The organism is Pseudoneobacillus rhizosphaerae (assembly GCF_917563885.1).
GTDB lineage: Bacteria > Bacillota > Bacilli > Bacillales > Cytobacillaceae > Pseudoneobacillus > Pseudoneobacillus rhizosphaerae.
Window position 1 is genome coordinate 1 of record NZ_CAKJTG010000043.1, and the last position, 22,084, is coordinate 22,084.

General features: G+C 34.1%; 26 protein-coding genes and 1 pseudogene. 4 read left to right on the plus strand and 23 right to left on the minus strand.

What is annotated here, in order from left to right; translation table 11 throughout:
* Window positions 1-494 precede the first annotated feature (494 nt).
* From LRP83_RS21925 to LRP83_RS21985, 13 genes are all read right to left on the minus strand, one after another.
* Complete coding sequence (locus LRP83_RS21925) at window positions 495-1,220, minus strand: DUF4386 domain-containing protein (protein WP_230498965.1); 726 nt, start codon at window positions 1,218-1,220, stop codon at window positions 495-497.
* Window positions 1,221-1,282: 62 nt separating this feature from the next.
* Window positions 1,283-1,501 carry a helix-turn-helix transcriptional regulator gene (locus tag LRP83_RS21930; protein ID WP_230498966.1) on the minus strand — a complete coding sequence of 73 codons (219 nt, stop codon included), beginning with the start codon at window positions 1,499-1,501 and terminating at the stop codon, window positions 1,283-1,285.
* A 1-nt stretch (window position 1,502) separates the two neighbouring features.
* Window positions 1,503-1,949 carry a hypothetical protein gene (locus tag LRP83_RS21935; RefSeq protein WP_230498967.1) on the minus strand — a complete coding sequence of 149 codons (447 nt, stop codon included), beginning with the start codon at window positions 1,947-1,949 and terminating at the stop codon, window positions 1,503-1,505.
* 209 nt (window positions 1,950-2,158) lie between these two features.
* Window positions 2,159-2,665, minus strand: a complete 507-nt coding sequence (locus LRP83_RS21940; RefSeq protein ID WP_230498968.1) for a DoxX family protein — start codon at window positions 2,663-2,665, stop codon at window positions 2,159-2,161.
* Between the two features lie 176 nt (window positions 2,666-2,841).
* Complete coding sequence (locus LRP83_RS21945) at window positions 2,842-3,186, minus strand: hypothetical protein (protein WP_230498969.1); 345 nt, start codon at window positions 3,184-3,186, stop codon at window positions 2,842-2,844.
* Window positions 3,187-3,210: 24 nt separating this feature from the next.
* Window positions 3,211-3,510, minus strand: coding sequence for a hypothetical protein (locus tag LRP83_RS21950; RefSeq protein WP_230498970.1), 300 nt, complete (start codon window positions 3,508-3,510; stop codon window positions 3,211-3,213).
* 44 nt (window positions 3,511-3,554) lie between these two features.
* Window positions 3,555-4,025: a GNAT family N-acetyltransferase gene (locus LRP83_RS21955; RefSeq protein WP_230498971.1), complete on the minus strand. Its 471-nt coding sequence runs from the start codon at window positions 4,023-4,025 to the stop codon at window positions 3,555-3,557.
* Between the two features lie 252 nt (window positions 4,026-4,277).
* Window positions 4,278-4,835: a GNAT family N-acetyltransferase gene (locus tag LRP83_RS21960; protein ID WP_435531382.1), complete on the minus strand. Its 558-nt coding sequence runs from the start codon at window positions 4,833-4,835 to the stop codon at window positions 4,278-4,280.
* 77 nt (window positions 4,836-4,912) lie between these two features.
* A complete protein-coding gene (locus LRP83_RS21965; RefSeq protein WP_230498972.1) occupies window positions 4,913-5,917 on the minus strand; it encodes a phosphotransferase enzyme family protein in 1,005 nt (334 codons plus the stop codon).
* A 111-nt stretch (window positions 5,918-6,028) separates the two neighbouring features.
* The gene (gene satA, locus LRP83_RS21970; RefSeq protein ID WP_230498973.1) at window positions 6,029-6,550 is read right to left on the minus strand and encodes a streptothricin N-acetyltransferase SatA; all 522 of its coding nucleotides are present in this window, start codon (window positions 6,548-6,550) and stop codon (window positions 6,029-6,031) included.
* A gap of 212 nt (window positions 6,551-6,762) precedes the next feature.
* Window positions 6,763-7,671, minus strand: a complete 909-nt coding sequence (locus LRP83_RS21975; RefSeq protein ID WP_230498974.1) for a D-alanine--D-alanine ligase — start codon at window positions 7,669-7,671, stop codon at window positions 6,763-6,765.
* Window positions 7,668-9,122, minus strand: coding sequence for a MocR-like pyridoxine biosynthesis transcription factor PdxR (pdxR, locus tag LRP83_RS21980; protein WP_230498975.1), 1,455 nt, complete (start codon window positions 9,120-9,122; stop codon window positions 7,668-7,670). Before pdxR ends, LRP83_RS21975 begins: the two co-directional genes overlap by 4 nt.
* A gap of 316 nt (window positions 9,123-9,438) precedes the next feature.
* The gene (locus LRP83_RS21985; RefSeq protein ID WP_230498976.1) at window positions 9,439-10,005 is read right to left on the minus strand and encodes a chloramphenicol phosphotransferase CPT family protein; all 567 of its coding nucleotides are present in this window, start codon (window positions 10,003-10,005) and stop codon (window positions 9,439-9,441) included.
* 550 nt (window positions 10,006-10,555) lie between these two features.
* Between LRP83_RS21985 and LRP83_RS21990 the strand changes: the two genes are divergently transcribed.
* Window positions 10,556-10,900, plus strand: a complete 345-nt coding sequence (locus tag LRP83_RS21990) for a hypothetical protein (protein WP_230498977.1) — start codon at window positions 10,556-10,558, stop codon at window positions 10,898-10,900.
* Window positions 10,901-11,102: 202 nt separating this feature from the next.
* Here the strand turns inward: LRP83_RS21990 and ppsA are convergent, their stop codons facing one another.
* From ppsA to LRP83_RS22005, 3 genes are all read right to left on the minus strand, one after another.
* Entirely contained in the window at window positions 11,103-13,715 is a 2,613-nt protein-coding gene (ppsA, locus tag LRP83_RS21995) for a phosphoenolpyruvate synthase (protein WP_230498978.1), read from the minus strand.
* Window positions 13,716-14,074: 359 nt separating this feature from the next.
* Entirely contained in the window at window positions 14,075-14,458 is a 384-nt protein-coding gene (locus LRP83_RS22000; protein ID WP_230498979.1) for a VOC family protein, read from the minus strand.
* 210 nt (window positions 14,459-14,668) lie between these two features.
* Entirely contained in the window at window positions 14,669-15,082 is a 414-nt protein-coding gene (locus tag LRP83_RS22005) for a DUF2500 domain-containing protein (RefSeq protein WP_230498980.1), read from the minus strand.
* Between the two features lie 158 nt (window positions 15,083-15,240).
* Between LRP83_RS22005 and LRP83_RS22010 the strand changes: the two genes are divergently transcribed.
* On the plus strand, window positions 15,241-15,537 hold the full coding sequence (locus LRP83_RS22010; RefSeq protein ID WP_230498981.1) for a glycine zipper 2TM domain-containing protein: 297 nt from the start codon (window positions 15,241-15,243) through the stop codon (window positions 15,535-15,537).
* Between the two features lie 172 nt (window positions 15,538-15,709).
* Entirely contained in the window at window positions 15,710-16,738 is a 1,029-nt protein-coding gene (locus LRP83_RS22015) for a DUF3231 family protein (protein ID WP_230498982.1), read from the plus strand.
* A 38-nt stretch (window positions 16,739-16,776) separates the two neighbouring features.
* Here LRP83_RS22015 and LRP83_RS22020 read toward each other — a convergent pair whose 3' ends face one another.
* The 5 genes from LRP83_RS22020 to LRP83_RS22040 all read right to left on the minus strand — a co-directional run bounded on the left by LRP83_RS22020 (window position 16,777) and on the right by LRP83_RS22040 (window position 19,906).
* Entirely contained in the window at window positions 16,777-17,349 is a 573-nt protein-coding gene (locus tag LRP83_RS22020; protein ID WP_230498983.1) for an alpha/beta hydrolase, read from the minus strand.
* 114 nt (window positions 17,350-17,463) lie between these two features.
* Window positions 17,464-17,688 (minus strand): DUF3951 domain-containing protein, encoded by a 225-nt coding sequence (locus tag LRP83_RS22025; protein WP_230498984.1) that lies wholly within the window; start codon window positions 17,686-17,688, stop codon window positions 17,464-17,466.
* A 658-nt stretch (window positions 17,689-18,346) separates the two neighbouring features.
* A complete protein-coding gene (locus LRP83_RS22030) occupies window positions 18,347-18,970 on the minus strand; it encodes a DUF4085 family protein (RefSeq protein WP_230498985.1) in 624 nt (207 codons plus the stop codon).
* Window positions 18,971-19,213: 243 nt separating this feature from the next.
* Complete coding sequence (locus LRP83_RS22035) at window positions 19,214-19,627, minus strand: hypothetical protein (RefSeq protein ID WP_230498986.1); 414 nt, start codon at window positions 19,625-19,627, stop codon at window positions 19,214-19,216.
* 21 nt (window positions 19,628-19,648) lie between these two features.
* Window positions 19,649-19,906 (minus strand): hypothetical protein, encoded by a 258-nt coding sequence (locus LRP83_RS22040; protein WP_230498987.1) that lies wholly within the window; start codon window positions 19,904-19,906, stop codon window positions 19,649-19,651.
* Between the two features lie 232 nt (window positions 19,907-20,138).
* On the opposite strand from LRP83_RS22040, the pseudogene LRP83_RS22045 reads away from it, so the two are divergent.
* Window positions 20,139-20,744, plus strand: a pseudogene (locus LRP83_RS22045) (Tn3 family transposase); the annotation flags it as partial.
* 168 nt (window positions 20,745-20,912) lie between these two features.
* On the opposite strand, the gene LRP83_RS22050 reads toward LRP83_RS22045, so the two are convergent.
* Together LRP83_RS22050 and LRP83_RS22055 are read right to left on the minus strand one after the other, a co-directional pair.
* Window positions 20,913-21,389 carry a GNAT family N-acetyltransferase gene (locus LRP83_RS22050; protein WP_230498989.1) on the minus strand — a complete coding sequence of 159 codons (477 nt, stop codon included), beginning with the start codon at window positions 21,387-21,389 and terminating at the stop codon, window positions 20,913-20,915.
* 178 nt (window positions 21,390-21,567) lie between these two features.
* Window positions 21,568-22,084, minus strand: a 517-nt coding sequence (locus LRP83_RS22055; RefSeq protein WP_435531383.1) for a DoxX family protein, incomplete at its 5' end; no start/stop codon positions are given.

The window sequence follows — 22,084 nt, forward strand, 5'->3', positions numbered from 1 at the left end:
CCCCAATAAGCGGAGAAACTTCCCTTAATTTCGAAATAGACCTAAAAATAGCGTAAATAGACGGAAGGATTCCGACTATTTACTCAAAAAACGTCAAAATGGGTCATTTTCCTTTGCTTAACCGGAAAACCTCCGCTTATATCCCCGAACCAAGCACTATTCCGAAGTTTAACGGAAAAATCTCCGCTTATTTTAATCACTGGTTACTAAATTAAGGATAAGAAGCGTCATAATCATAAGAATTGACATCCCAATTGATACTTAATTTTGAGTGTACAATATACTTTTTCCTTTAAATTTCTTTGTCAAAAAGGTATAAACAATCCTTATGTGAAAGGGAAATGGCATTCGTCAATTCGTACGCCATTTCTGATGTCAATTTACCATTATGCACCTCAAAACGGAACGGTTTAATAAGTAAATGGGAACGGTCCTACCGCTTCGTATTGAAGCATAAGTACTGTTCCCATTCCTCATCAATTCAATTTTAAATTCTAGAAATTCAAATTTGCAGACTCTTTCTTTTTGGTAGAAAGTAAATCTATTGCAGATACATTGAATCCTTTAACGATAAGCCAAACGGCTAAAATCATTTCATTGGCTGCTACAGGTATGGCCAATAGACCACCCCATAAAGAAACTTGTTCAATTACACCGAACATGACTAAAAAGGCACAAATAAAAATGAGAGTTGCCCCTGTCATACCTAGGATAGAAATAAACCTTGGTACGAGTTTGGATTTATAAAATATATAACTGTACATCATGGTATTGATACCTAGCATGAAATTAGGGCCAAGCAAAAATGTCCATTCATGTATCGCTTTTAATAGAGTTCCTGAAACTTGATAAGAGGCGATATCAGTAAAACCTCCAGCCACATATTCCCTGCTTAAGGTCAGTAGGGACAGTACACTGATTATACCAATTGTAATGACAACCGCTTCAAGAAACCGGAAGCACACATGCCAAAGAGCTATCGTTTCATTATACTTTCTTAACAATGGAAACATTGTAGTTGCCGTACCAATCGCTGAAACGACCAGAATTAACTCCAAAACTGCCCCCAATATCACCTGGTTATAGTGTTCAGAACCTTTTATCAGATAATCGGGACCTTTTAGGATAGGATCATATAATAGAAGACCTGCTACCGCTGAAACGGCTGCGAGTATAAATAGTACTCCGACTATTCTTGCTGCTTTTTTGTTTGAATTCATTTTCATCTCCGCCTTTTAATAAATTCATAAACGGTAAAGCAATATCAACCAAGTTTTTAGATCTAGGTGTTATCTCCATAAAAGAATACCTCTTCCAACGGTAAATCAAAGGCATGTGCAATTCGAAAAGCCAATTCTAGAGATGGGGAGTAATTTCCCTTTTCGAGAGCCACAATCGTTTGTCTAGTTACACCTACCTTGTCAGCTAATTGCTGCTGGGTCATTTCATCATGGTTGAATCGTAATCTACGTATATGATTGCCGACAAGATTTTTGCCCATATTAGACTCCTCTCCTATAGTGATATAGTTTCGTAACGGATCCGGTCACATCGGAAATAAATCCGGATAAGATTAGGATAATGAACATCACATGTAACGGCTGATAGATAATTAGTGATCCCATTGCAAGAAGAAAGCCGATGATAAACAGAAAAAAAGAATTACGGAATGCTTTCAACTCAATTAATTTATCCAATTCATCCGCAAATTTTGGTTCTTTTTCGTTGGTCGTAATTCGAAAAACAATGTTAAACATAATGCTGATAATAATGTGCGCGATAATTGAAACCAACGTCAAAATAAGGACGAAGGAACCCCAATAGCGAAATGTTTCAATCGATTCTACACCGCCTTTTGGGTACTGAGGGTACATGTACAAGCTATACATTCCGAAAATGAGTATGGCGCTAATCAAAGAAACGATACTTTTCTTTTCTTGATAGGTCATGGTTTACACCTCCTGTAAGGTTTTATTTACATCTTGTAATATATTATATGCATAATGTAAAGTAAAGTATACATAAAGTTATATATATTTTACATAAATATAGCATGGGGAGTGTTTTCTGCTTCAAATTGAAGTAGAAGAACACTCCCCATGCAAGATAAAAAAAAGGTTGATTCATTTGAATCAACCTTTACATATATGTGCTACAACTAAGCAGCTATTTTTTTGCCTTCTACGTCTTTACCAAATCTTTTCTTGAAGAAAGGTACTACATAACGATCAAGTCCGAATACACCAGCATTGTAACCAGCGACCATAATTAGTACTCCCATGATGATGTCAGTTGGGTTATGACTTACAGTTCCAGATAACAAGAAGCTAAAGTTCATGACTACCGCGAAGAAAGCAGCTATAGAAGTTAAGCATCCAAGAATTAAACCTAAACCAACTAAAGTTTCGCCCCAAGGAATTAAAGTATTAAAGATATCTGCATTTGGAATCGCAAAGCTTTCAAGGAAACTTACCCAGCCACCATAAACAATTCCATCAGGACCAGTGACTGGATTTGCTACAGCCCCTTTTAAAAATCCACTTGCATCAAATCCTCCAGTAAGCTTGTGAATCCCAGCATTTAACCAAGCATATCCTAAATAAATTCGAAGTACTGTGAATAAAGCAGCAGCAATTTTATTATTTCTAATGAACTTTACCAACATGTAAATCAACTTCCTTTCTATTGATAATTTAATTTAATTTAATTTAATTAATGATTACACTATCAATATACAAGAAAATCAGTAAACCATGTGGGAGTATTAGAAACCTTCACAATTCCGTAAAAACATTATGTCAAACGGTTGAACAAATATTATTTAACAAGGAAGAACAAAAATTATTTGCTCATATTTCTTTTCCCAACAACTGTGATTTTATCTAAATCAACAAAAACTTCGAGTTTTCCCGAAAAATTAGTCTCAGTATTGTTAAACGAAACAGAGTATACTTGATCTTTGTGATAATCCTTATCAAAAAAGGACTCAATTTCATCATTAACACGTATTTTCTGTACGATCGAATCTTTAGGGCTTACTGGGATTAAATCCTTTTCTTCATCCGAAAGGCGATTGAAAGCTACCATCTCAATCGGTATGGTACTTTTGGATTCAAAAAATACATTACAACCAGTTTGGAGGATGGATAAAAAAATTAACAAGAGAATGAAACGTAGCTTATTCAAAATACCCACACCATTCTATCGTTTTTAATCAAAACGTCTCGTTTCTAACCCATCCAATATATCCTCTAATTCTGTAAGGAAATTGAGTTGTACAGGAGCAGGGATTTGCTCCATCCATTTTTTTATTTCAGGTAACTCCTCAGTATCCTCCATATTCGTTGGTTTTGGATCAAGTGTCTCCCACCATTTTTTCAATTCATCGATAAATTCATAAAAGTAACGTTCAAACCTTTCCGCCCATTCTGCTCCTTCATCACCTGTAGTCTTTTGCATCATTGCCCAGGCTTCCATCGCAGTTTCAAAGTATTCATCAATCATTTTCATGTGGAACTCCTTTCTAAATACCAATGTATTCGTCTATAATGATGTTAGGTATATTTAAAAATACTAATGAAGTAATCTCCTTCAGGAAAATCACCTATATACTTTAAGCCATTCCTCAAATAAAACTCTTTTAACTTTTCATTTCCAGCCCAACAGTCTAAATATAGAGTTTTATTTTGTTCTTTTGCAAAAGAACATGAAAAATTCGTTATTTCAGAACCAAATTTCCTTCCTTGAAACATAGGTAAAATGGCAATTTGAGAAAGATAATTACTTCCTACATTAACTGAAAACTCATTTATATGATCTATATCCGTTATACAAAAAGTCCCTATTATTTTATCGTCATCTAATAACACATAGGAGCTGTTATTCTTTATTTGATTTACTATTTTGTTTTTATTCCAAGGATAATCCCACTGATCTATACCTTTTTGTTGTAAATCCAGAGTTGCTTCATTCAAAATTGATAAAATTTTCTGCAAATCATTCATTTTTGCAAGTCTTATTTGCATTCATATACACCCCTGAATAAAGCAGCACTCCACTAACTTTACTACTATTAGTATTTAAAAAAACACAAATATTTTCACCATTGATTGCTCTCTTTTTACCACCTATTGCCAGTGATTTTACCAAGTTATAAGGTTAAGGTGATTGAAAGAAATCAAAGCACTAATCCCTCTGTAATCTTTGGTGGAATTAGGCTTTTATTATTCCACTAAAAGACAGTTAGTTGACTAATGAGAACCAATTAGAAGTTGTAATTATTCATTAAATCTTCCCATTATTACGGTATTATAATAATTTCCATCTGATAGTAGCTTATCCTTCTTTAATACTCCCTCTACTTCAAAACCATAGTTTTTATAGAGTTTTATGGCTTTTTCGTTGGTTTCAAGTACATTCAAAGTAATTTTCTTAATTTCTTCTGTCTCAGCCCATCTAATGGTTTCTTTTAACAAGTTTGCACCAATGCCATATCCCCAGAATTCCTTTAGTACACAAACACCAAATTCAACTTTATGAGACATTCTTTTCAACTGATTGCCTTCACACCTAGAGAAGCCAACAATCCTTCCATTTGCTTCGGAAACTAAAAAAAGATTTCTGGCACTTACTGTATCTTCTTTGATTAGTTGTTTAAAACCTACTTCATCTATGTATGCTTCACCTTTTTCTCTATCCATATTTTCTGTTTCCCCATCTATCTGCAATCGAACTTCAGACAAGTTTTTCGCATCATTCTCTTGTGCTGACCTAATAAAATAACTAAAATTACGAACATGAAATTCTATTGGATTTACTTTTATTTCAAACTCCACCCTTCCTATACTATATTGCCCGTACAGTAGGCACAACTGTTAATGTGTAAAGCTCCCTTTAGTCGAAGAATTTAAGTTTACGGGATTAATGATAATAATTCCTTACCTCGCTTTTTATAAGCTTCTATGTGTTTGCTTATTATTAAATTATCATTTGTTTCTAAGATTTTAATTGTATTTCTAACGAAGTTCCAATTGATGCATCCTGATAACCATATAAGAGAGGATAGTCGGTCAAAATCACTTTTTTCTAAAAAATCATTTGCCTTGTAACCTTTTAAAAAAGCATTTGCAGCATGGGGAGACATTTCTGTAGAATGTATTCCTTTTGTTCTGGAATACCATTTGATTAGCCAAGCTAAGCCTTCAATTCTATCACTGTATCCAATTGATTCAAAATCAACAATTCCTATTACTTTTTTATCTTCATCCCATATAACATTGAGGGGATTTAAATCTGATTGTACAATATAGTCAAATTGCTTCGTCTTTGCATTTTCTATATGTTGTTCTGTTGTTTCAAGATATTCCTCTACCATCGCTAAATTTTCAAATGAAATTTCAAATTCTTTAACTTTACTTCGAAGATTATCAACAAATTGGGAATAACCAACTAGATGGGATTTTTTCGGGAACACAGAAGTTTTATATGAACTGGAAATATCATGAAACTTTCTTGCCACTTTTCCAAATTCCTCTGCGATGTACTCATCACAATACGTTATATGTTTACCTTCAATCCATTCAAATATAATAAAACGATAAACCTCTTCTTCCCAATCAATAGTAGTAAATGGTACATTCTCTGATACTGGCAATAGACGCATAAACTGAATTTGATTGTTTACAAGAAAACGGCAAAACTTGGTTTGTTCATATAAAATTTCATTTGAAATTTCACCAAATACATTGTTTGGAGAACGATTATGTTTAATGAATCTTGCAGAAAATGGTTTTCCATCAACAACAATTTTGTAATGTAGGTCACTATTCCAACTATCCGTATGTAACTCTTTTTCAATCTCCAATGATTTGTTCCCTATTGAATAAGGTTCAAGTGCTTTCTTTATTAATTGATACATTAATTCTATGTCTCCTTAATGTTGCAGTACATTTGTTTCATTATAGTCTTCTTTTGAACAGTCAATAAAGACGGATTATTGAAAAATCACTATTTGTTAAATCATACTTCGTTAAAATTTATAGTACCAAAAAATCGCCATTTCATTTGCTGTTGAAAAGTTTGAATAAAGCATAGTATCTACTGCACCTATTACAAAGTGATTTTTGGCATAAAAATGACAGGCTGAAACATTAATATCTTGTGTTTCAAGCATAAGACCACTATAATCTTTCTCCTTTGCCCACTCAATAGCTTTATTTAATAAAGCTGTTCCAACACCATTTTTTCTATAATCTTTTGCAACAGCTATGTCCTCAATTAGTGCATATCCATTCCAATTAGATCGAATCTTAATCCGACCAATGCAGTTGTTTTCAAGATAATATAAAAATACAACCTTCCCCTCATCTTCAATATAACTGCTCTCAATTTCGTCATCTTCATATTTCTTGAAATAAGGTTCAGAAAATACTTCCTCTGTATATTTCCAAACGTTGTTTTTAAATGTAGGGATAATTCTCCCTGATACAACGAAACATTCGTTTGGATTTTTATAATCCTTCATATTAAATAGAGTCATTTTTATTATCATATTAATCTCCTGCCCAAACGAAATATTAAGTAATGTATCTTGTATAAAACGATAATTTTTAGAATAATACCTTAAATTTCCACAGAATTTCTATTTTTCCTGCACGCATAGAAAAAAATAAAGCCCCCTTGATGGGAGCTGCTAAAATATACTAATATATCAGTTATCAAATTGTCATATTTAAAACCCTAAATAGTATTGATACTATTTTATTACTCCATCGCTCTAACTTTAAGTGAGTGTTCAATGATCAAGTCTAATAGCTTACTATAAGAGATACCTGCTGCGTGTGCGCTTTTTGGCAACAGGCTATTTTTCGTCATACCTGGTAATGTATTAACTTCCATCACATAAGGAATGCCTTCTTTAATCATCATATCGATTCGGGCGTATACGCTGCATTTCAGTGATTTATAACAGGTCATAGCAGCATGTGATACTAGGGTATGCAGATTAGGTGGGAGGTGGATCACTTCTTCTATTGCACCACCATCCTCATACTTAGCGGTAAAATCAAAAAACTCAGCACGATGGCGAATGGAAACAACGGGTAATAGTTTCCCATCTAAGATTGAGCAGGTAATTTCCTCGCCATTTACATACTGTTCTATCAACACTTCTGAATCCCATTCAAACACTTCGGAAATGGCAGACTTTATTGTTTTTTTATCATAAACTATCTTTACTCCTACACTCGAACCTCCTGAATTTGGTTTCACTACTAACGGGTAGCCAAGCATGTCTAATTCATTTAAATCAAGCTCATCTATACTTGTTAGGTGAATCCAATCTGGTGTTTGAACACCTTCATATCGAATGAGTTTTTTCGAGATATTCTTATCCATGCATAAACTGCTTGAAAGTACTCCGCTTCCTGTGTAGTAAACTCCCATGGATTCGAGGGTCCCTTGGACGGTGCCATCTTCACCATATTTTCCATGTAGAGCTAATAAAGCGATGTCTAGATTCTTGGACTTTTCAACCAGATCCTTTTTGTCATTTAACTCGATTGGTACAATCTCATATTTATTTTCATCTAAATTCAACATCATTTCTTGCCCTGTCATAAGAGACACATTCTTTTCGGAGGAAATGCCTCCCATAATTACGCCGACTCTCATTTTTTAGCCTCCATCATATTTTTTAATTCATCACCAATAATTTTAATTCCTTGAATAATCTCTTTTTCTTTCAATCTTGAAAAACCTAATCTAAACGTATTTTTTCCACTGCCATCTGTATAAAACACATCTCCTGGTGAAAATACAGTGCCCTTTTGATAGCATTTTTCCAAAAGTTTTCGTGAGTCGATTGTTTCTTCAAGTTCTATAAAAAGGTGAAGTCCTCCATCACCAGTCATTCTTTTGAAAGGAATATATAACTTGCAATACTGGACGGCTATTTCATACTTTTTCTTATAGACGGATTTTGCTTTTTTTAAATACTTTTCAAAATAGCCTTCTTGTAGATATTGATATAACACGGCTTGATCCAATGTTGACGTATGAATAGTACGAGCCCTTTTTACACTTTCTAAATAATAAATTAAATCTTTGTCAGCTAAAACCCACCCAACACGAAGGCCTGGAAAAAGGATTTTCGAGAAACTGCTGATATAGATGACATTGTTTCCGAGTCCAGCAAATGAAATTAATGGTGCTAAATGAGAACCTGAGTACCGTAATTCTTCGTTAAATCCGTCCTCAATAATGGGAAGGTTAAACTTAGAAAATAGGTCCATGAGTTCCATTCTTTTTTCAGAGGACGTAACGATTCCGGTCGGATTATGATAGGAAGGAATTAGATAGGCAAAATCATATTCCCTTTCTGCTAAAGATTGTTCTAGGTGTTTAACATGCACTCCATCATCATCCATTTTAATCCCATGAATTTCAAAGCCGTGTAATTGAAAGAGTTTGAGTGCGGAATGATGAGTTGGATTTTCACAAATAATCCGTCCATTATTTTTTTTTAGGGAGGAAAGTACGATATCCAGGCCTTCCGTAAATCCATTGGTAATTAAAATGGCTTTGTTTGTAATATCCACTCCCTTAATTTCCATATAGTGAAGCAGATAATCAATAAGAGGTTTATAACCTTTTGCATAGCCATAGTTAAGAATTGCGTTTCCTTCAATAGACATCCGATTTATAAATGCCCTTTTAAAATTATCTACATCAAAAAGGTTTTCATCTGGAGCGATACTTGTAAAAAAAATCGTTTCTTTATTCCAGTTAACGCCCTTCTTCATGAGGTCCAATTCATTTGCTAAAAAGGTCTGATCATTTATTTTATCTGACCAGTTCAACTCAATGGTAGGGGCTTTGGACGTTTCAACTTGGCTGACAAAGTTGCCTTTTCCTTTTATGGCATAAATATAGCCTTCTTGTTCTAAATCCGCATACGCAGTAAGAACGGTGTTTCGGCTAATGGATAATAAAAAGCTTAGTTCACGGGTGGATGGAAGTTTTTGGTGTACAAGGAGATGCCCATTAGTTATCATTCTTTTCAAATATTCCTTAAGTTGAATATAGACAGGACGGCCTCCAGTTACCTTAAAATCATTGAACACAGCGTTCATCTCCTTACATCCATTTTTACATAACTGTACCTTTCAAAAAAGGTCCACACAAGATGTATTTTTACGTACTTGTGGTGGGGTTATATCAAATAGAAACCATTTAATTCGTTGTTCCATCTGGGTGTTGAAATTTGTTAGAGCACATTCTTATTAAAATCAAAATTAATTTGATGGTAACTACGGTTAAAATATTGACTTGGCAGCCAATAATTCAATAAAAAAGCCAAAATCAAGCTTTTTAGCTGCTTGTTTTGGCTCAAAGGTAATAAATCTGTTCTCACAGTATTTTTATTCCAGCTACGGGTTCTTATTTGTTGAGATTAAAACTTGAGTTTTCAACAAGCTCAAATGATTTTTTGAAACCTATTAAAGGGGTAGTGCTCTTTAATCGTTCCGCTATTTCCTTGGCGCATTCAGATAAAGATTGATTGAATGTGTTAACCTCAACATCGTATATTTCTTGCTTATGAACATATTCAAGTTGAGAAGCTGCTAACCCTGTTCGGCGATCTCCCTTTGACTGTTCTCTATGTAAAAGCTCCTCAACAGGACAGTGTACTCCAACGAAAAGAACCGGATATCCGTTTAATGCTTCATAAAAGTTTTTTAATGTTAACGGGTCATGTATGATTTGATCAAGTATTAAGTTAACGCCTCTGTTTGAAAACATGGCTACATTTTTATAATAAAAATATTCTGTTTCAATCGGTATTAGCCGCTGCCCGACCCTATCTTCCATCTTTTCAATAACTAAATCAAAATCATCAATACTAAAAGCAAAAAAGTCAGGAAGTAATTTGATTAACTCCTTTGCTAAAGATGATTTTCCAGAACTTGAAACACCGTTTAGAACGATAATTGTCCCCTTTTCCACATTTAATCCTCTTTTCAATTATACTTATTTGTTATTTTTACTAAGATGACAAGTAATTCTGTTATCTCATCAATTATGTAATTTACTTCGACATTGTTCCATTGATTATCCTTTTTCCAAACTCCCTGCAAGAAAGCAAAAAGTCAGTGTCTTTCATTTATCCTAAATGTCTTAGTCGCCAAATTACATCATATTAAGGTCCCTTTTCCAGGAATATTCAGAACTTTATTATAACTTATTTCCAACGCCATTGTCTGCTTGAACTGGTTCAATTCTTTTTGTAATTTTTAATATAGGTTTTTATAGTAAATTTTAAGAAACGGTCGATAAAAGTGAAATAGTGGTCGATAAAATAACAATAATGGTTGATAAAATATGCCAGTTTAACTATTGGCTCTATTTAACTCAAATTTGTTAACTAAATTATATTTTTTTGCAAAATTCAGCTTTTTGTTCCCACATTTTATTGTGTAAAGTGTAGCAAACTGTATTAATCTGACAGGACATGCATACATATTAAAATAGAAAACTATGATAAGGGGTTTTGATCATGAATAAATTCATGGCTATTATTGGTGTGTTAGTATGCTTGGGTGTGGCATTTTACTACGATGCCTCCACAGATTCCCTTACGAAAGAATTTCGTTCCTCTATTCTATACACTCCTGATGAGATAGAAGCTGTAACTGTGCCTGATGAAAATGAGGTGGAAACGGAAATTGATCAGACTGAAACGATTATCCCGACGTTCGAATACATTTTGGAAAGTACAGAAGAAGTGGACGGTTACTTGGTTGAAACCTATAGGGAATTTGAGTTTTATAAAGATGTAAATGGGAATTTAATCAAAAAAGTTCCTACTAGCCATTTCGATTTTATTCGTTATAAGAAATAGATGTATGGCATTCCTCTCTGGGACGCTATTATTATATTATTGGAAAATTCGAACACTCATTGTTACATAAAGCTCTTTAACCGTTTTATTACCGTATGAACCGTCAATCTATGAAATGAAATAAGTCACTCCTTAAAAATAGCTGAAGATATACAGTCTGAAATCTGTATATCTTCAGCTTATTTAACAAATTCTAAAGTTCTTACAATATTTCGATATATCCTTCTGTTCCATGCACGCGAATTCTTTGCCCATCTTTTATCAGTTTGGTAGCATTTTCCACCCCGACAACTGCAGGTAAGCCATATTCACGTGCGATAACTGCTCCGTGGGTCATCAGTCCACCAACTTCGGTGACAAGGCCTTTTATGGATACAAACAATGGTGTCCAGCTAGGGTCAGTGAAGGTTGTAACTAAGATATCTCCCTCTTCTAAATTTGCATTCTCCATATTTAAGATGACACGTGCACGTCCCTCTATCACTCCAGAAGAAACAGCTAGACCTATAAGAGCGTCCGTTGGGAGATTTTCTCGTTTGTACTCACCTACAATGATTTCACCATCAGACGTGATAACTCGCGGGGGGGTTAGTTTTTCATATAATTTGTATTCCTCTTTTCGTTTACTAATCGTCTCGTAATCCAGTTTATTTGTGCGTACGACTTCGTGAAGTTCTTCAAAAGTAAGATAGTATATATCTTCCTTTTTAAAAATTACGCCTGTTTGGACTAGTCGTTCAGCTTCTTTTAGTAAAGCCTGCTTGTATACGAAGTAACGATATACCATGCCGTATTTTGGATATTCGCGATACCCCATGTAATTCCGGATTAAATCAATCCTAATTTTTGTTTCTCTAGCTTTTTGTTCACCCTCCGGCAATTGCTTCAATCGCTCTAATAACTCTTGTTCTTTTTTCAGAGCTTGCTGTCGACCTTGCTCAAATTTTCGATAGCTGGCATTTGGCTCTTGGTTTTTAATGTTACTGAGAATCATGGGGACTAGTGTAGTTGGTTTTTCGCTCCAACGAGTTCTAGTAATATCGATTTCTCCGGGACATCGCATACCATACTTGTTAAGAAAAGCTATTATTGCGTCTTGCGTTTCTTGACCACCTTCAAAATGAACCAGTTCCTCCAAGAAGTGATCCTCTTTTGCCTTTTGTAAATATTCAATTACCTCTGGAAATGGACGAATCACATCTGCGACATCCAAAAGGGCCAGACCCATTTCGGAAGTAATATTGTTTGGTACTGATTGAGAAAGCATATCCGCTGCGTTTTTTTCACCTAACCACTTGTTCATGTTTTCATTGATCCATGTGGAAGCATTCATAGCAGCCATAAAGACACCTGTACTTTGTGGATCAAATAAAATCTGCTTTAGCCGCTGGATATCCTCTGTAATAAAATCAAATAAATCCGAACCTGATTTTGTTACGATGTTTTGTTTTAACTCTTCTATCGATGCTTGATTCTTTTCAATCAAGTCCGAAACAATTGTTGGGTCGTATTCGTTTGGTGTTTGAGAACCTGCAGCCGACATGACTTTATTGCTTTTACTAGGAATCTGTTCGTTTTTATCATCTGGTAAAGATTTAATAAAATTACGCTCTATTATAGTATTCAGTGCGTCTTTTATGAGAGGCTCGGAACCTCCTATAGTTTTTAATAACATTTCTCTTTTAACAGGTGAAGCCAAATTGGCTGTAATATCAACAAACAATCTTCCACCAGCCTTACGCATCGGTGCAAAAGTCGTTAACAGGAAAAATGATAAACCGAGTGGTTTGATAGCGTCTGTCATCATTTGTTGATGACCAACCGATACGTAAACATGATCTTCTTGATCATTTGCTTCAGGGATGGGGAATAGAACCGTGATTGGCCGACTTTGCACGACATAAAATGTATTATCAACTAAACACCATTCGATATCTTGTGGATATCCAAAATGTGCTTCAATTTGTCTACCGATACGAGATAATTGTAAAATTTGTTCGTCCGTAAGTGTTTGAGCTGTTTGCTGATCAGGATTGAGCTGCTGAGTCTCTGTGCCACCTTCTTTTCGTCCATAGATAGCCAATTTTTTGGTCGCTATCATCTTGTTGACGATTTGATCACCCTGTACTTTATACCCATCGGCAGATACTAATCCAGATACAAGAGCTTCTCCAAGTCCAAAACTGGCATCGATGGATAGGAGCTTTCGATTAAAGGTAATCGGATCAGCGGTAAATAAAATTCCTGAAGCCTGTGGGAATACCATCCTTTGAACGATAACGGATATAGAAACTTGTCTGTGGTCGATTTGATTTTGGATTCGGTAGGTTACCGCACGAGCAGAAAACAAGGAAGCCCAACATTTACTAATATGATGTAAGATTGCTTCATTTCCGATGACATTTAAATAGGTGTCGTGTTGACCAGCAAAAGAGGTATGTGGTAAATCTTCAGCAGTTGAACTAGAGCGCACGGCATAAGCATGTTCTACGCCGTACTTGGAGAGAAAGTGTGAAACAGCTATTATAACATCAGTAGGAATATCTATTTCCAAAATGAATTGTCTAATCTCTTTGCTGATTTCATCAATTTGAGCTCGATCCTCTACCGTTAGCGGTGTAAGTTTTTCCAACAATGCTTCAAATGTTTCGTTTTGTTCAATGGCTTTTTGATATCCCACTGTTGTCACACAAAAACCTTCAGGTACTTGTATTCCTTGAATTTTTGATAATTCTCCTAGATTCAACCCTTTTCCGCCAACGAGCAAAAGCTGTGTTTTTTTCAATTCCTGAAAACCGAGAACCAAAGAACTCATACTGTATCTCTCCTTACATATCATTTCTTTTGGCTTCCTTTACTATCTTTACCCCTCTCAACGAATCTAATGATAGTTCTATTGTATTTTAGCAGTAGCAAATGGGAATAAATAGTCTATTTTGGCCATTTTTTATATGATATAATTGAGTTAGGAAGAGAAAGAGTTCCATTAAAAACTATAGCTTGTTCCGTAAAGTACAAGATAAACACCGCATACTTATCGGCCTTAAAAATGTATAACCCCGCCCTAATAATAGGACAGGGTTAGTGTAAATTGGTTTAATTCTCGCTGAAAAACTCTTCATCGAACTCAAAGCATAGCAATATAGTCGTAAGAACTTGGTTATTCGTTTTAAGTTACTTCTGCACGATTTGAATAAGGTTACCACATGTATCGTCGAAGACAGCTATAGTGACTTCGCCCGCCTTTGTCGGCTCCATTGTAAACTTCACGCCTTTTTCTAATAATTGTTTGTACTCTTTGTGAATATCGGCAACGCCAAACATTGTTGCTGGAATACCATCGGCAAATATCTTCTTTTGATACTCCTTTGCCGCAGGATGGACATTCGGTTCAAGTAAAAGCTCAGTACCGCCCTGATCTTCAGGAGAAACAAGCGTTATCCACCTATAATCTCCGACGGGAACGTCTTCCTTTTTTACAAACCCCAACTTTTCTGAATAAAACTCCAGTGCCTGTTCTTGGTCTTGTACGAACAAACTGGTAACAGTGATTTTCATATTGTTTATAGCCTCCTTTAATATTGTGATATCCCTAACATTCCCTCCAAGGAAAAATTCCTTTGTTAAGATTACCGATTCTGAAGGTTCATATCCTCACATCGTTTGTTTTTCTTTAATGGAATTCTATTATATCTTTAAATAACCCTGGAGACATACAATGCATTGAGTGTACTACTATGTTTTCTGAGTCGTCAATTTTCGTCTTACCTAAATATCCTCTTTCTTCAATATTACTCTCTCAAACTTTAAATATCGGGTCCCTTGAAAGGATAACATTCCCGTGTCATCTTCAGAAAGTAAACCGTATTCCTTCCCCGAAACATGGAACTCCGAACGGTCACCACTTTCGAATTCGAAACTAACAAAATATCTTGTATGTGTGCTTGAAGTATGGTGGTGATAGTGATGATGATGAATATTTGACCCTTTGGAAACATCTGTTCGCTTAGATTTTACTATAGCTGGCACACTTAATTTCGGAGACTGCTCATTTTTGTGCCACTGACCAATCCCTTTGAAAACTGAAAATAATATACCACCGATAACTATAATAAAAATAATCCCAATAAAAATAGGAACAATTTGAAACATAAAATCACCCATAAAAAATGGATCTAACATGCAAGCACTCCTTCCGTTACCTTTATAAATATCCTTTTCCGTTTAAATAGATTTCAATTAAAAAATAAGGATAAAACAACTTCATCTGGGTAGTATATGTTTAGGATGATGTGAGTCCATATTTAACATATACCCTATAAGAAACGAGGAGTGAATAGATGAATCACAGTAACGAACGCAATAACTTTGATGGAAATGTAGAAGAAAGTGGCAACAATCAAGCTGAGAGTATTGCTGGTCAAGGTACCAGTGAATTTGGTGATGCAGTTGGAACTTTTACTGATGCCGTTGCGGGTGCTATGATAGGTGCTCAATTTGGACTAATTGGTACGGTTATAGGCAGTATTTCAGGAGGTGTTATTGGTAACCAGATGGTGGATACGGCTGAAGCAGATAACAATACAGCATCCAATAATCGCGATGTGAGTACTAATATTAACCCAATAAAAAAGTAGCTATTTTAAAAAACCTCTTCCTTATTTGTTTCATCACAATTAACAAAATGCAAAAAACTCTTCTTTTACTTGCGCATTTTTGAAACAAAACTCCTCCAAGTTACCTGTATACTTTATTATCAATTCCATAAAATAATTTCAGAATACAATTGAAAGATTGGAGGTATTTCCTTTGGGTATTTTTAAGAAACCAAAAACCAACCACTTAACTGCTTCCGAAGTATCTGCTCTTTGGCTTCAGTATTTAGGTGATAGTATGGCAATATGTGTTTACAAATATTTTCTTAACAGTGTAGAAGACAAAGAAATAAAAGCCATTTTAGAGTTCGCATTACAGTTAGCTGAGAGCCATGTTACGAAAATCAGTGAATTCTTAAAAAGTGCTAATTTCCAAGTCCCAATTGGATTTACAGAGAATGACGTGAATGTCAATGCCCCACGTCTCTTTTCTGACCAATTTTTACTTTTTTACTCCTACATTATGACCATACATGGTTTAACCGCATATAGCTTAGCTATTACCAACTTGGAGCGACTAGACCTTCAGAATTATTTTTTTGAATGTATGGCATCCTCAAAGGAATTGTTCCAAAAAATAGTGGCATTGGCTAAAAATCAGCCAAATTTTACAAGTGTCCCATCTATTCCTTCACCGGATATGCCTCAGTTTATGGAATCACCAGGATTCATTGAAAATTTAGTTGGGGACAAAAGACCATTAAATAGTTCGGAAATTAGTACCCTTTTCTTTAATTCAACGAAAACTGGATTTATCAGTTCGTTAAGTTTGGCTTTTAGTCAGGTCGCGGAACGGGAAGACGTTCGTAATTTTCTGTTGAAGAACGTTAAATTAGCGGGGAAAGATGCTCAAAGCTTTGACGCTATCTTACAACAGGATCATTTGCCAATACCTGAGAAATGGGATAATGAAATTACTGATTCTACTGTAAGTCCTTTTTCTGACAAATTGATTATGTTTCACGCGGGATTTTTAGTAAATGCTGCGCTTACTTATTATGGTGCATCAATCGGTTCTAGCTTCAGATCAGATATAATCGTGAACTACTCTAAAGTATTTACCCATGCTATGGAAGCTGGTGTATTATCTTTCAATATTATGGTTAAACATGGTTGGTTTGAAAAACAACCAGAAGCGATTGACAGAAAATCTTTGGCACAAGGTTCAGAAAAAATGAGATAGGAAAAAGGCAACCTTGTCCAATGGCGCCACCTTCCTTATTAAAACTCATTAATCTCAGAAATGACACTTTTTAATATTTCAATAGATTTTATTGGTTCTTCATCGAGTTCTAAACTGTGATTTCCGCCATCAACTACTTTTAAGATAAGATCATCATTATTTTTCAATTTTTCATAGCGATCCACAATGAAACAAGTATCTTTATCTCCAATAATACAAAGTGCCTTATGATCACTATTTATCATGGCGTTAAATACATCATCTCTTTGTAGTAATGGAGTCAACCATATTACCTTTGCATTTTTAAACATTTTATTATTGAGCAGATGGCTTAAAGCTATGGTTCCTATTGATTTAGCCACTATATAATAATTACTATATTCATTGTTCTTTATTGCTTCATCGATTGCAAGTTGCACATCTCTAGTGAAGTCCACTCCATTTAACTCAGTCATCTCTTGCCTACTAAATGTATAGTTAATATGTAATACATCAAAACCTTTACTGTAGAATAACCCTGTTGTGAAGTGTAACAATGGCGCCTGAGTGGTGTAACCAGCTCCCGGTAGGACAATAACCAAATTATTTGTTTCTTTCTTTTGTTCTATCAATCTATATGGAATAAGTTTCAAACTAACCATTTCATTATGACACTCCCTAAGGTTTTTTAGAGTTTTATTCTTCATTTTGTAGGATTATTCCTTCTTCCATAAACCTCCTACATACTATTTATTACAAACCTTATTGAAATCGTCGCCCTGTTCTTCATCTACAGCAAGGATTTCCTGTTCTACGTGAAATTCTACTTGAGACTGACCCATTATTTCATCAAATGGAGTATAGAATGGAGTAACACTTTTCTTTTTTAAAAACACTTTATAAAAACTAATTACGACCATAATAAATATACTAATTGGTAATCCAGCTGAAATAATAACCATAGAATCCATCAATTTACCCCCTGTTTAATTCCGGTAACCTTATAATATTTCCGTTTAATATAATACGAATTAAAAAGGTAATTAGTTTCAATGGGTTTCGATTTTTAAGCCTTCCAAACCAACTAACATTACGATCCATATTATTTGTTTTCTTAATAGATATATAATTTCCTCATTCTGCTTTGTAATAATTTTTAAACTGTTCTTTATTTCTTCTGTTGAATCTGTAATTTATTATGATTTTTTTCAACAAGCCTACTCTTTACTTATAATAGGGGTACCACCAACATAATGACATAAAACCCACGCTAATACAAAAATTGGAAAAATACTAATGTATTTTCCAACGCTAAAGTACAAAACAAAAGACTGACTCTCCTCTTTTAAGGTGTACCGCCAACATTTCTGATATTTTGTACGCTAAGTAATATTTTCGCAATGTATGCAATACCACCACAAAATATTGAATATTTTCAATAAAAAAAGTATTTTATACCATTTCGTAACATTTGGAAGATTGGAATAAGAATATTTCTTCTTTTCAGTTCCTTTAGTAGTTAAACCGAAAAGAATAAAATAATTAGTTTAGCCAGATTTATAACAATAAAAAGCTGATTTTTCCTACTTAAGGGAAAATCAGCTTTAGACATTCTTTTAAGAAACAAAATTATATATTATCTATCAGTACATTATCTGCTTCAAGAAACAACTCACTCATATCATCAAATAGAACACGTAATTCAAATCCGATTTCTGTGGGATATATTTCAGCATAGAGCCACCAACGTTCTAAAAGTCTGTTTGGAATAGCCAGTTTCTTAACATTAGTAAATGTAAATTTTAATTTTCTGTCACCGAATATGATTTCAAAAGTTTTATCATTTTTCTTAAAGTCAAGTACCTTTGCATCATGTATTCCAATATCGTGTATTTTTTGAGCGTTAGGTGGAATTAACTTTTTTATGGACTTGAAAAACTTGTCGTACTCTTTCATTACACTTAATGTTTTTTCTTCTGTTTTCTTCACCCAATCTGCTGCCAATTTTCTTAGGTTTGGCGAAGGATATGTCGTATTTAATGTCCCATCATAAATGAAAGGATGAAATGGTTCGGGAAGATATTTCAACAAGTCCTGTTTTCGCTCTTCTAATTCTTCCTTACAAACTTTGATGAAATCACTATCTTGGCAAAATACTTGGGTATTTTCTTCCCATTCTTCTATTGTATCTGGAAAATCTAAAAAACGTATTATTGTCATTTCGTTATACCAGTCTTTTGTAAAATAATTCAAGATAGTATTCCTCCCGAAACAGCATTATTTAAAGTAAAATATGGGTTGCTCGATAGCAGAACAAAGATTACACATTAAAAGATAATAAATGTGACACATATTTATAACTTTGATTTTAATAGTGGAAAAAAGAATGCCCTCCACTACGATTCCAGGTATGATAATGATTTATATATCCCGAACCTCCCTCTTTTTCAGGTCCAATTGGTTTCCTTGCTGTAATTGAACCTGATGCCACAAAAGCTACGTCTTTAGCCAATTTGAACTTTTTGACCAAACATTATCGTGTTCTCCCTTTAAACCAGAAATATATTTAGGTCCTATTAATCTAGTTGCAGCTTCATTTAAACTAATAGATTTATTACCTATCATTACACCTTTACCATGAATTAAAATTGCTGGATAGTGATTACCACTTCTTTTTTTAAGTTCTTCTGCCACTTCTGTGGCAATTGTATATGTTACTCTAGCGATAACTAATGCTAATCCTATAGATATTAAGTGAGCAAGTAAAGCTTCGCCAATGATGATACCAATTGGTATCATCCAGACAAAATCTGCATAAAATACATCGCTATTTGACGTATAGACTTTACCAGAAGTAGTATCTGTAAAACTTGCTTCAATTTTCTCTTCGGTTGCCGTTTCAACATTCACATTATACTCTGTTATCGATTCCTAAGTGGATCCATAATTCTCATATGTTTTTACGGTTATATCACCTGTTTCCCTAACAAGAGTTAAAATTCCTTTTACCCCTTCTCGTACTGTTTCAATTTCAATTTTTTCTTCATTATCTACTAATAAATTGAACTCCCCATTAATACTTACTTCTCCAATACTTTGTGTTTCTGCAAATGACGTATTTTGAAAAGAAATGCTAAAAATCAAGACAAAACCTAAAATTAATAAAAGACATTTTTTATATGATTTCATTCTATTTAACCCCTTAATTAATAGTTATTAAACCTTCTCCGTAAACTTCTTACTAGATCTTTTGACCAAGATTCAAGTTCTCATAGACTGGTGAGTATAGGTTTTATTGATGGAAAATTTTTAATAGATGGTATTTTTTTTCATTCTTTGTAAAAATGGCCATTGTTTACTACGTAATCATAAACAATATTCCTATTATATGTAAATTGCCCAATCTAACAAAACTCTAATAAAAACCTATATTATCGATAAATCCAATGATTACTTAAAAATTGATGGTCTTTTAAAAGGAAAAATTAATACTAAGATAATAGAAGATAATTATGATGATATATTACGACTTGCGCACTCCATACAGGAAAGAAAGGTTTCAGCTTCTCTTATTTTAGGAAAATTAGGATCATATTCTCGCCAAAATAAAATGGCAACAGCTTTACGTGAATTGGGAAGAATTGAAAAAACTCTTTTTGTACTAGACTATATCTCTAACGAAACATTACGTCGTCGTGTTCAAAAGGGATTAAATAAAGGAGAAGCTATGAATGCATTGGCAAGAGCATTATTTTTTGGAAAACGAGGAGAATTAAGAGAAAGAGGGTTACAGGAACAACTCCAACGAGCTAGTGCATTAAACATCTTGATAAATGCTATTGCAGTTTGGAATACTGTTTATTTAACAGAAGCTACAAAAATACTAAAAGAAAAAGGATTGCTGAAAGAAGAATTGTTATCTCATATCTCCCCATTAAGTTGGGAACACATTAATTTTCTAGGTGAATATACTTTTGATTTTAAAAAAGCACCTAACTCAAATGAACTACGACCATTAAAATTATAAAATATTATGAACTGTAAAAAAGCTGATTTTCTATTAGCGTTGTAGAAATCAGCTTTTCATTTCCATAAATTGTATTAGCGTGGGTTTTATGTCAAAATGTTGGCGCTACCCCTAATAGAAAAGTGCGTAAATCCTACTCGGGACAACGCATCTAAATTTAAATGTTTATTAGAGCATTAAATTCATAACATACTGTTCACCGATTGGTCCCATTTTTCTTTCTCCAGTATCTTGAAATCCCACTTTTAAATACAGTTGTTGAGCCGGAATGTTCTTATGATTAACAACTAAGACAATTTCATTACAGTTTGGAAATTCAGATTCAACAAACTCCTGTAGTTCCAACATTGCTTGTTTCGCATAACCTTTTCCTTGCTTCTGATGATTAATGGATAATGAAGTTAGCAACATAGCCTTTGGATTACTAGAATATTCTTTTACTCGGTCAGTTGAGTGTAACAAAAAAAAGCCTACTGGTTCAGTATCACAAAGAATAACAATCCGATATTGACCATCAGTTACTTCTTTATAATTGATTGGTAACGACGTGAATTGACCTTGTTCTTCAGGTAGCTCAAATGAATTTAATACATTTAAATGTTTACTTGAAAAGTGGCATAACTCTATGTAATTCGTTTTTTTCATTTTCACATGTACTCCTCCTTAAAACTGTTAATCAAGTTTAAGATTTCATACTTATAAAAGTTTCAAAAAAAAGCATCAGGGATGGTCACTTGCTTCATTTTGAAGCAGATGACTATCCTGAATGCGCAATAAAAAAAGGAAGATTCATTTGAATCCTCCTTTTTTATGTGTGTGGCAATTAAGCTGCTATTTTTTTGCCTTCTACTTCTTTACCAGATCTTTTCTTTAAGAAAGGAACTACATAACGATCAAGTCCGTATACTCCAGCATTGTATCCAGCGACCATAATAAGTACTCCCATGATGATGTCAGTTGGGTTATGACTTACAGTTCCAGATAACAAAAAGCTAAAGTTCATGACTACCGCGAAGAAAGCAGCTACAGAAGTTAAGCATCCAAGAATTAAACCTAAACCAACTAAAGTTTCTCCCCAAGGAATTAAAGTATTAAAGATATCTGCATTTGGAATCGCAAAGCTTTCAAGGAAACTTACCCAGCCACCATACACAATTCCATCTGGACCAGTGACTGGATTTGCCACAGCCCCTTTTAAAAATCCACTTGCATCAAATCCTCCAGTTAACTTGTGTATCCCAGCATTTAACCAAGCATATCCTAAATAAATTCGAAGTACTGTGAATAAAGCAGCAGCAATTTTATTTTTTCTTAAGAAATTCACCAACATATGAATCAAC

Bases quoted from the DNA above. Each gene is read 5' to 3' on its own strand.
- LRP83_RS21925 (WP_230498965.1), bottom strand. From the start codon at position 1,220: ATGAATTCAAACAAAAAAGCAGCAAGAATAGTCGGAGTACTATTTATA.
- LRP83_RS21930 (WP_230498966.1), bottom strand. From the start codon at position 1,501: ATGGGCAAAAATCTTGTCGGCAATCATATACGTAGATTACGATTCAAC.
- LRP83_RS21935 (WP_230498967.1), bottom strand. From the start codon at position 1,949: ATGACCTATCAAGAAAAGAAAAGTATCGTTTCTTTGATTAGCGCCATA.
- LRP83_RS21940 (WP_230498968.1), bottom strand. From the start codon at position 2,665: ATGTTGGTAAAGTTCATTAGAAATAATAAAATTGCTGCTGCTTTATTC.
- LRP83_RS21950 (WP_230498970.1), bottom strand. From the start codon at position 3,510: ATGAAAATGATTGATGAATACTTTGAAACTGCGATGGAAGCCTGGGCA.
- LRP83_RS21955 (WP_230498971.1), bottom strand. From the start codon at position 4,025: ATGCAAATAAGACTTGCAAAAATGAATGATTTGCAGAAAATTTTATCA.
- LRP83_RS21965 (WP_230498972.1), bottom strand. From the start codon at position 5,917: ATGTATCAATTAATAAAGAAAGCACTTGAACCTTATTCAATAGGGAAC.
- satA (WP_230498973.1), bottom strand. From the start codon at position 6,550: ATGATAATAAAAATGACTCTATTTAATATGAAGGATTATAAAAATCCA.
- LRP83_RS21975 (WP_230498974.1), bottom strand. From the start codon at position 7,671: ATGAGAGTCGGCGTAATTATGGGAGGCATTTCCTCCGAAAAGAATGTG.
- LRP83_RS21990 (WP_230498977.1), top strand. From the start codon at position 10,556: ATGAATAAATTCATGGCTATTATTGGTGTGTTAGTATGCTTGGGTGTG.
- ppsA (WP_230498978.1), bottom strand. From the start codon at position 13,715: ATGAGTTCTTTGGTTCTCGGTTTTCAGGAATTGAAAAAAACACAGCTT.
- LRP83_RS22000 (WP_230498979.1), bottom strand. From the start codon at position 14,458: ATGAAAATCACTGTTACCAGTTTGTTCGTACAAGACCAAGAACAGGCA.
- LRP83_RS22005 (WP_230498980.1), bottom strand. From the start codon at position 15,082: ATGTTAGATCCATTTTTTATGGGTGATTTTATGTTTCAAATTGTTCCT.
- LRP83_RS22010 (WP_230498981.1), top strand. From the start codon at position 15,241: ATGAATCACAGTAACGAACGCAATAACTTTGATGGAAATGTAGAAGAA.
- LRP83_RS22025 (WP_230498984.1), bottom strand. From the start codon at position 17,688: ATGGATTCTATGGTTATTATTTCAGCTGGATTACCAATTAGTATATTT.
- LRP83_RS22040 (WP_230498987.1), bottom strand. From the start codon at position 19,906: ATGAAATCATATAAAAAATGTCTTTTATTAATTTTAGGTTTTGTCTTG.
- LRP83_RS22050 (WP_230498989.1), bottom strand. From the start codon at position 21,389: ATGAAAAAAACGAATTACATAGAGTTATGCCACTTTTCAAGTAAACAT.